Source organism: Candidatus Magnetominusculus xianensis (assembly GCA_001541255.1).
Classification (GTDB): Bacteria; Nitrospirota; Thermodesulfovibrionia; order Thermodesulfovibrionales; family Magnetobacteriaceae; genus Magnetominusculus; species Magnetominusculus xianensis.
Genome location: LNQR01000108.1, coordinates 1 through 6,189 on the forward strand (window position 1 = coordinate 1; position 6,189 = coordinate 6,189).

Sequence of the window (6,189 nt, forward strand, 5' to 3'; positions counted from 1 at the left end):
ATATTTCGTTTTCATCGTATCCTTGGACCTCCATCTTTCTGCTCTTACTGTAACTTAACATGTTGTCCAGTTTTTGGGGTCCATTATAGTACTATTGAAGATGCCTTTACAAGCGTGATAGAAGATCTCAGTAATCTAAAAAGTAAATGGTTTGCTGACGAAAATAACCGTTTTGTTATTATTCCTGGAAACCACGATATGCATCATCAGGATGATATTCCTCAAAGAAGAAGAACGGCAGGTGCATACAAGTTAGCTATGTCATCATTTGATAATGCGAAATTAAGTATCTGGACTAATGAAGGCTTCTTTTTTGACATAAAACTATTCAAATGCAAGAATTTCTCAGTACTTATATGTGGTCTTGAGTCTACATATTTAGAAACAAAATCGATAAATGGTATTGGTTATATTACAAATGATCAGATGACTTTAGTTGAAAAAGCGATAAAATCATATGTTAGTGATGAGAATTGTATCAAAGTAGCCGTCGTACACCATCATGTTGTCCCGATTTCCAATGGTGTCGATCCCTCTAAAAGCAGCATAGAAGACAATAGATTAGTGATAAGCCTTACATCTGATGCGCGTGTTTTTTTAAGATGGCTTTCGAAGAATAATTTTTCGATGCTTATTCACGGTCATCAACACGAATCTTTCATATCAATGGAAAGTGACTTTACCTATTCATCCCACCAGAGAGACATCGTTATAGCCGGTGTTGGTTCTGTCAGTAAAATTAAGGACAATAAAGATAAGACGAAACGTTCCGATAACTGTTTTAATTATATCAGGTTATCTCTTGAAAAAGGTATTGAGATCAAGACATTCAAGGTAAACGGTGTCGACTTTTTTGGTTTCGGAACGACGGGCACTGACAGTAGGTCTTTTCCCTTGTATAATCATGGGGCAAGCGTTAGTTACAACATGGCTAATATCTTGGATGGGATAGTCTCTGATTTTAAGAGTAATAAATTAAACCCAACAGGGGGAGAAACAAAAATAATAGATGTAACAGGTTATTTTAACAAGAACAGCTTAACCATTGCTTTAAGAGAGATGTTGATCGCCTTTGGTGTTGTAAAGAATATTGATAGTAAATATAGTATAACATATAATCGAAATGATGAAATCCCCATTTCGTTCATAAAATCAATTGCTCATTTCCTCCGTGCCAGGGGTGACAACGGTTTTACTATGTTCAGTAATTGGGAATATTCGGGGAAGCAGCATGAGGACCTTTATTCACCTCTTATGATGTTATCAAATTTTGAAAGGAATAGTTACTTGTCTGGTCATCCCATTGGAAATATTCGGCTTAATAAGTATACTTTATGTGCGATGTTTGCTCGCCTAAATGATAAACTTAGTGTATTGTTACGTTATCATGCTTCATGGTGTGTTTACTTGATACCAACATATAAAGAAACGGATGACCCTGATGTGTATCAGCATTTCAAGGTAAGGCAATGTTTCAAAGTGAAACCGGTGAAATGTCCTATTAGGGAAGGATATGTTTTCAAGTTAAACGATGATTGTAAAATATCTAACATACATGAATCTCTTAATAGGACGCCAAAGCCATCTCCTTCGAGAGGGGAACTAACAGTGCATCAGTATGATATGAATTTTTATTCTCTAACGCCCAAATGTATAGAGGCAACAGAGGATGTGACTATATGTAAATGGTTTACTTTGGACGACTGTAAGAAGTACAAACATGTTAAACTTAAAGAACCAGAAAAATCGTACCAATATGGAAAGGATGGGATATTTGAAAATAATATCGACCTTATAGAGTTTGCTTTTAAGAAGGCTGAGGAGTTGGAACGGAACCGCCATCTTATTATTCCAAGTTATTCCACCAGAAAAATATCCAAAAAAAGATAATGGTGGTTAGTGTTCCAGATTTGGAAACGCCAACACAGGGCAATACGTCACGGGTCTTCTTTAAATGCCTCCCCAGTCAACAAACATCGTTGAGCCTTCTCAAGCTGTCTGCCTATAAAAATAGCGTGGCCTATTTCTGATATAGCCCTATCACGCTTAAGCTCATACTGTATCCTTTCAGCCTTTTTACTCCTGTATACCTTAAGCGTCTCACCGTTGTATATATGCTCTGCCACAATCTGTCCATTCTCAAGTCTAAATCTAAACTGACCATTGGGGTCAGCCTCAAACTTAAAATTACCGTGCTGGTTGATTACCATTTGGAGTTTTTCATAACCTTCGTCAGGGTTGAGGCTTATGGAGTGGCTTATTACGGTGATTGGCCCAGTTGGTATGCATGTGTGTTCTGTAACATGTCTCTGGATAGCCATTAGGGCATAGAGATTTTTTAACCAGGCATCGAAGGCATTATGTACTCTGAATGTCGCGGAAAGCGTGAGGTTTCCATCATATACCCTGAGGAAAATAGTTGCTAAACAGGGAGATGACCGGGTAGTCTCAGTAAGGTCGGTTCTGGGATCCCATAAAACTATGTAAGAACGTCTGTCCTGAGGGTTTTTCTTCAGCTTCCCTACACATACCGTCAAAGCGTCTACATTAAAGTAAGCCCTTATCCGATTACCATAAGTATAGTCGCCTTCAACAATGTTATGCTTGACCTTGCATTGGTATTCCTTTAGTTCAGCTATTGAAAAACCAAAAGGTTTTAGAGATACATCATCCTCCTCAATGGGGTCTTCCACGATTACTTTAACGTTTTGTAGTTCTTTTCGTCGTTTGTCTGGTTCCAGTTCGACCATATGTCCGAAACGGTCAAGACAGAAAATCAGTTCCTTCCATGCCTCCAGTGGTGTACCCTTTATGATAGTATGGCTGCGTGGATTACTAGGAAAGTATGATGGCGCAATCTCAGGCAAGTCAATCTTTACCCTTTCAGGTTCAACAGCATCCGGTTTGTTGAAGCTATTCGGCAGATTTTTTAAATAAGATTGTAGTTGTGTTTCAAAGTCCGGGTCGGTTTCCTGCCCTATGTAAGTTACGTCAGGAGGATTGCGAAATAGTTCGGGGTATAAAACTTCTGGCAGGTCTTTGGAAGTACCAATAATCCTGTTACACGAAACGCCAATGTTAACTACTTTTTCCACACCCTTGCCGAAGAAGTTTAACAGCAGTTGAAGTGACTCTCCTGTATTTCTTCCGCAGATTAGAACATGTGTTATCTGAGGGTTGTATAACAGATTGGCAAGCAGGTGCTTAAGTCCATTACCGTACAACGTGCCAAATACGGCTATCGGGGAGTTTGTCTTTGATAAATCAACGCCAGACTCTTTGAATTTATCTATTACTGCCTGTTTATGAGACCATAGCGTTACAACACCGATATGAGCGTTTTCATTGATAATGGTAAGTGAATCTTTATAATAAATAGGAATGAATTCCACCGGTTCTATCCCCCTTTGCTAAAATTGCCGCGCGGGCCTCCAACATTTTCAAACACTGAATTAAAGTTTCTGTATAGCGTCTTATAGTCTTTTATTCTATGCCATTTTTTAAGAGTACCCTCTGGTAGATTCTCAACAATATCCACCTTGTCCCACCCTTCAGGAATCGGGTATGCGTAATAAGGCAGATTTTTGGGAATCCCCCGAATATAGACTACCTGTGGGATAACCCACTCCAGACGAGACAGAAATACCCTATGCATCCCATCATTTATCAAACATACAACCTTTCCATTCTTCTCAATAGACTCTTCCACAACAGGAGGGAGCAGGTCTATAGGCTCATCAATACCCTCAAGCCATATCTTCACATAACCATTCAGATTGAAAATATCTATGTTGCGTGCACTTAGCGCCCAGCGTAGGTTCCTGACTTTCTCTAATTCACTCTGTAGAATATAGTACTGAGCCGGGTGCAGAATATCAGTAGAAATATGCTCCAAAGAGATAAATACATCCGTATATGGACGTATCTCTGGGGCATAAAGCATCCTTAACCCCTTGAGTTTCTCAATCAATTCCACGGCAGGAAATTGCTCAACCCTTGTAATCTTCATAGCCTCATCTCCATATGTTCAGTTGAAGTAGATTAGAAATATTTCCCACAATATAGTCCGGCTTTTGTGACTTGCCATAAATCACATTGATAATTGAATCAATCTCCCTTTCTGGACGTGATAAAACCCATATTGTGGTCATCCCTATCTTCATTGCTGGTTCAATATCGCTGCTATATGAGTCGCCAACCATCACCGCCTCATCAGGCGCTAAGTCAAGTGACAATAATGCCCTTTTAAAAAGTAAAGTGTCGGGTTTTTTCAACCCCTCCTTGAAACTCAGAGTTGCACTGTCTACTGCTTCTATGATTGCTGGACAAGCCCTCTTTACTGACTCATAGTATGGTACCCATATATCTGAAATGAGTCCCAATCTCAAACCCATTTGTTTCAACGACACTACCGACTGAGTAGCGCCACTTATCTCGATGGCGTCTTTTTCCTGCCTGTCCCAGAGTTTTGCTATTCCACTCTCTACAGCTCTGGGATCATCGATATCCAGACTAGTGATATGTTTGATCACATCAGATGGACCTCTAAACTCCTTGACCATTATTACCTTGCCAATAGCATCAGCGTCCACCTCCGGCCTATTAATCATCAAGGCGATTTCCTTGTTTGGTGAGAGATTCGGCCCCATCACCAGTGTGGAGCCTATATCAAAAAAAACCCCTTTTAATTTCGTCATCATTATTCCTGTTTAACAATTATGCATAGACTGAATCCACACATGATACGACTATATCAGATCATCGTCGGTTATTTTACTTGGGAGCGGTTCTGCCTGATTCATATATTTAGCCCTTACTTTTATTCGATAAGGGACTTCGGCAGTTGACGATAGCATCTCGAATGTGAAAGAACATATGCGCATACCAGGATACAACGCTATAGGCATTCTCCCAATATTACTAAGTTCCAATGTTGGGTTTCCACTCCAGCCCGGCTCGAAAGTTGAAGCAGTTCCATGTATGATAAGCCCTAATCTACCTAAACTGCTACGCCCATCTATGCGACCAACGAGGTTATCTGGCAGTTCAAGGCTCTCCTTCGTCATTGCTAGTGCAAACTCTCCAGGCTGGAGAATAAAGCATTCATTATCAGTGACCTCAATCGATTTCATAATGTCATCAATACTAACCTCAGATTTCAAATCTAATATTGGATACTTGCTATGCTCAAAAAGCTTAAACACATTTCCAAGTCGCATGTCGAGTGTACATGCACCGAGTTGCTTGTCAAGGTCAGGTGGAGGCACAACCTTTATTGCCCCACTCTTCAAATACAACCTTATATCCCTGTCTGATAGAACCATAGTCCTTGTACTATAACAGAGACTCGTCTAATCTGTCATAGTAAATTAAAACCTCAGCCTCAGGCCATATGGTATCTGTATGTTTTGACCACAAGTCCATAAACACTTTCTCAGGTGAAACTCCATTATTCCTAATCGATTTTATGACTTTGATAACACCACCATCTGGGACAGTTCCCTCAAATCCCTGGTACTCATTCTCATCATATATTCTAAAAGCAGTTGTCACTGCCATATCAGGGCCATATCAGGCGACTTATGCTCTCGTATAAAAAGAACACTCATAGCTCTGCCATCTTCAAATTTTTCCATGTTGCTCAAATCTTCTGCATTACTTTTGACTTTTAGCATGGTTGCAACTCCTTCTTTATAATCAGCTCTTTTCAGTTAAAAGCACCAATACCTGATGTCATAATCTACGACACATAACATTAGGCAACCAAGCAGCCACTATCTATATTAATAGAAATGTTGTAGATTTGTCAAATCCCACGCGTCGCTTTATTGTAGCAAAGTAGAAATGTCCTAAAAAGAGAGGCAATTTATACTATAGAAGGAAAGAGGGTACAAATGGCGAAAGAGGACATTGTGATAGAAAGCAAGAGGGATTTAAAGAAGTTGCATGTGATAGAAAAGGTTGAAGAGGGGATTCTGAAACAAAGGGAGGCGGCGGAGTTTTTAGGGATAAGCGGGAGGCAGGTAAGGAGGATATCAAAGAGGTTTAAGGAAGAGGGGCAGCGGGGATTCCGCATAAACTGAGAGGGCTGGGATCAGAGAGGGTGAAAATGATACATACACCAGCGCATGACCACCCTTGGAGAAAGTGGTCTGCGGTCATTAAAAAAGGTGTGGGACTTTTAGAGAC

General features: G+C 40.0%; 7 protein-coding genes. 2 read left to right on the forward strand and 5 right to left on the reverse strand.

The features are described from left to right. Window positions 1–1,890, forward strand: a 1,890-nt coding sequence (locus ASN18_RS13875) for a metallophosphoesterase (RefSeq protein WP_236861768.1), incomplete at its 5' end; no start/stop codon positions are given. 47 nt (window positions 1,891–1,937) lie between these two features. Here ASN18_RS13875 and ASN18_RS13880 read toward each other — a convergent pair. From ASN18_RS13880 to ASN18_RS13900, 5 genes are read right to left on the reverse strand one after another with little or no spacing between them, the layout of a single operon-like run. Then, window positions 1,938–3,392, reverse strand: a complete 1,455-nt coding sequence (locus ASN18_RS13880) for a thymidylate synthase (RefSeq protein ID WP_085053383.1) — start codon at window positions 3,390–3,392, stop codon at window positions 1,938–1,940. 5 nt (window positions 3,393–3,397) lie between these two features. Then, entirely contained in the window at window positions 3,398–4,009 is a 612-nt protein-coding gene (locus ASN18_RS13885; RefSeq protein ID WP_085053384.1) for a hypothetical protein, read from the reverse strand. Window positions 4,010–4,013: 4 nt separating this feature from the next. After that, window positions 4,014–4,700: an HAD family hydrolase gene (locus ASN18_RS13890; protein WP_085053385.1), complete on the reverse strand. Its 687-nt coding sequence runs from the start codon at window positions 4,698–4,700 to the stop codon at window positions 4,014–4,016. A 48-nt stretch (window positions 4,701–4,748) separates the two neighbouring features. Further along, window positions 4,749–5,324: a dCTP deaminase gene (gene dcd / locus ASN18_RS13895; protein WP_085053386.1), complete on the reverse strand. Its 576-nt coding sequence runs from the start codon at window positions 5,322–5,324 to the stop codon at window positions 4,749–4,751. A 10-nt stretch (window positions 5,325–5,334) separates the two neighbouring features. After that, entirely contained in the window at window positions 5,335–5,559 is a 225-nt protein-coding gene (locus ASN18_RS13900; RefSeq protein ID WP_085053387.1) for a hypothetical protein, read from the reverse strand. A 335-nt stretch (window positions 5,560–5,894) separates the two neighbouring features. On the opposite strand from ASN18_RS13900, the gene ASN18_RS13905 reads away from it, so the two are divergent. Next, window positions 5,895–6,083, forward strand: coding sequence for a helix-turn-helix domain-containing protein (locus tag ASN18_RS13905; RefSeq protein ID WP_085053388.1), 189 nt, complete (start codon window positions 5,895–5,897; stop codon window positions 6,081–6,083). Window positions 6,084–6,189 lie beyond the last annotated feature (106 nt).